The sequence below is a fragment of the Mesorhizobium sp. M7A.F.Ca.ET.027.03.2.1 genome (assembly GCF_003999175.1).
Classification (GTDB): domain Bacteria; phylum Pseudomonadota; class Alphaproteobacteria; order Rhizobiales; family Rhizobiaceae; genus Mesorhizobium.
Genome location: NZ_RZOM01000914.1, coordinates 1 through 2512, shown reverse-complemented (window position 1 = coordinate 2512; position 2512 = coordinate 1). Strand labels below are relative to the sequence as shown.

At 65.5% G+C, this 2512-nt stretch carries 4 protein-coding genes; 1 reads left to right on the top strand and 3 read right to left on the bottom strand.

Going from position 1 to position 2512, the window contains the following annotated elements; all coding sequences use genetic code 11:
- Positions 1–243, top strand: a 243-nt coding sequence (locus tag EN750_RS28930) for a GIY-YIG nuclease family protein (RefSeq protein WP_145968008.1), incomplete at its 5' end; no start/stop codon positions are given.
- 132 nt (positions 244–375) lie between these two features.
- On the opposite strand, the gene dnaQ is transcribed toward EN750_RS28930, so the two are convergent.
- From dnaQ to EN750_RS28910, 3 genes are all read right to left on the bottom strand, one after another.
- Positions 376–1077, bottom strand: coding sequence for a DNA polymerase III subunit epsilon (dnaQ, locus tag EN750_RS28925; protein ID WP_127398792.1), 702 nt, complete (start codon positions 1075–1077; stop codon positions 376–378).
- A gap of 289 nt (positions 1078–1366) precedes the next feature.
- Entirely contained in the window at positions 1367–1966 is a 600-nt protein-coding gene (coaE, locus tag EN750_RS28915) for a dephospho-CoA kinase (protein WP_127398791.1), read from the bottom strand.
- A partial coding sequence (locus tag EN750_RS28910; protein WP_145968007.1) for a shikimate dehydrogenase occupies positions 1963–2512 on the bottom strand: 550 nt, incomplete at its 5' end. The genes coaE and EN750_RS28910, both read right to left, overlap by 4 nt.

Genomic DNA, 2512 nt, shown 5'->3' with positions numbered 1-2512 from the left:
ATCTATATCGGTGTCACCAACGATTTCGGTCGCCGCATGCCGGAGCACAAATCCGGTGAGGGCTCGCGCTTCACCAGCCGCTACGGTGTTCAGCGGCTGGTCTGGTACGAAGAATTTTTCGATATCACCGATGCCATCCAGCGCGAGAAGTCGCTGAAACGCTGGCCGCGCCAATGGAAGATCGAATTGATCGAAAAGACCAATCCGGAATGGTTCGAGCTGATTCGCGGGACGGGGTGGTAGGCGTTTCGGTTTCTTGCACCGCCGGAGCACTGCACCACTGTCACGGCATGGATCCTAGGGTCTCCGCAACGTCGCTTCGCTCCTGCTCCGCCCTAGGATGACGAAGACGCGAGGGTTTCGGTCAGTAGTTGCTCAGCCAACCGCAACCTTCAGCCACAGCGCCTTTTCGCCAAGCGTCCCGACCATGCCGGCGTGCGCGGCGCGTTCGGCTTCGGTGACACGCGGCGGCAGGGGTGCCGGGCGCTGGCTGATGATGATTTCGATCTGGCGGACATTCTCGCCTTGCGCCGGCGCGGTGGCGCTGTCGAGGATGAGGGCCGCCTGCTTGCCGCCGATTAGCTCGATATAGACCTCGGCCAGCAATTCGGAATCGAGCAGGGCGCCGTGCTTGGTGCGCTTGGTGTTGTCGATGCCGTAGCGCCGGCAGAGCGCATCGAGCGAGTTGGGGCCCATCGGGTGCTTGCGGCGCGCCAGCGCCAGCGTGTCGACGACAAAACCATTGTCTATGACCGGGTGACCCAGCCGGCCGAACTCGACGTTGAGGAAGCCGACGTCGAAGGTTGCGTTGTGGGCGACCAGCTTGGCGCCGTCGGTGAAGTCCAGCCACTCCTGCGCAATCTCGGCAAAGGTCGGCTTGCCCGCGAGGTCCGCCGCGCTGATGCCGTGCACCGCCTGCGCCTCGGCGTGGATCGCGCGGCCTTGCGGGTTGATGTAGTGGTGGAAGGTCCTGCCGGTCGGAAAGCGGTTGACCAGCTCGACGCCGCCCAGCTCGATGACGCGATCGTCGCGCGAATCGAGGCCGGTGGTTTCCGTGTCGAAGATGATCTCACGCATCGAATCAGTCGCTCCGCTCCAAGGGAGCAGATTCATACAACGGAACAAAATGGCAATGAGAAACGGCGTTGCCTAGGACAATCGCCACAGGTTTGCGCTGCCCCTCATCGCCCTGCCGGGCACTTCTCCCCGTATAGTGACGGGGAGAAGGGGCTGGCCGCAACCTCGGCTCCCTTTCCGAAACCTTGGAGATTGGCGAAATCCTTTGCAACAGCGTCCTTCTCCCCGTCACTATACGGGGAGAAGATGCCGGCAGGCAGATGAGGGGCGGCGCCGACATCAGCCAGTGTCAGCGGCCTGGTTTGCCGACTCCTATCAGCTGCCTGATGATCGCATTGACCGCCGCGCGCGCGGCGTCCAGCCCCTGGCCGGTGTCGACGATGAAATCGGCCTGACGCCGCTTTTCCGCATCCGGCACCTGCTTGGCCAGGATCGACGCCAGCTTTTCCTCCGTCATGCCAGGCCGCGCCAGCACGCGGGCGCGCTGGGTCTCGGCCGGCGCAGTGACGACAACGACCTTGTCGACGCGGTTGCGACCGCCGGTTTCGAACAGCAGGGGAATGTCGAGGACGGCGATCGGCGCGCCTGATCTACGATGCCTGGCCAGAAAGGCATCGGCGTCGGCGCGCACCAGCGGATGGATGATCGCCTCGAGGCGCTTCAGCGCGGCGGCGTCACCGAGCACACGCGCGCCAAGCTTTGCCCGGTCGACCACCCCGGCAGATGTGGTGCCGGGAAAGGCGGCCTCGACCAACGGGGCTGCCTTGCCGGCATAGAGGCGATGCACCGTCTCGTCGGAATCATGGACCGGCACGCCGGCGTCAGCGAACATCCTGGCCGTTGTCGACTTGCCCATGCCGATGGAGCCGGTGAGGCCGAGCACGATCATGGCTTCGGCACCAGATCGGCGACGATTAGCGCCCGGAGTTCGGCCGTCACCCGCGGCCTGACGCCGAACCAGCGCTCGAAGCCGGGCACGGCCTGATGCAGCAGCATGCCAAGGCCGTCGACCGCCTTCAGATTTCGCCCACGGGCGGCCGCGAGCAGCGGCGTCTCCAGCGGCACATAGACGATGTCAGTGACGATGGCATGGTCGGGCAGCCGGGCGGGATCGGCCGACAGGCCTTCATTGCCATGCATGCCGAGCGCGGTGGTGTTGACCAGCAGGCCGGCATCGCCGAGCAGTTCATCGGTCGCCGCCATGCCATGCGCCGACACGCCGGCGCCGAAACGATCGCGCAATTCCTGCGCCCGGGCCACAGTGCGGTTGACGATGCGGATGTCGGCAACGCCGCGCTGCTTCAGCGCATGGATGACGGCGCGCGACGCGCCGCCGGCGCCGAGCACCACCGCCGGACCCTTGCTTGCCCAGCCCGGTGCATGATCGTCGAGGTTGGCGGCAAAGCCGTGACCGTCGGTGTTGCCGGCCCACAGG

Bases quoted from the DNA above. Each gene is read 5' to 3' on its own strand.
- dnaQ (WP_127398792.1), bottom strand. From the start codon at position 1,077: ATGCGTGAGATCATCTTCGACACGGAAACCACCGGCCTCGATTCGCGC.
- coaE (WP_127398791.1), bottom strand. From the start codon at position 1,966: ATGATCGTGCTCGGCCTCACCGGCTCCATCGGCATGGGCAAGTCGACA.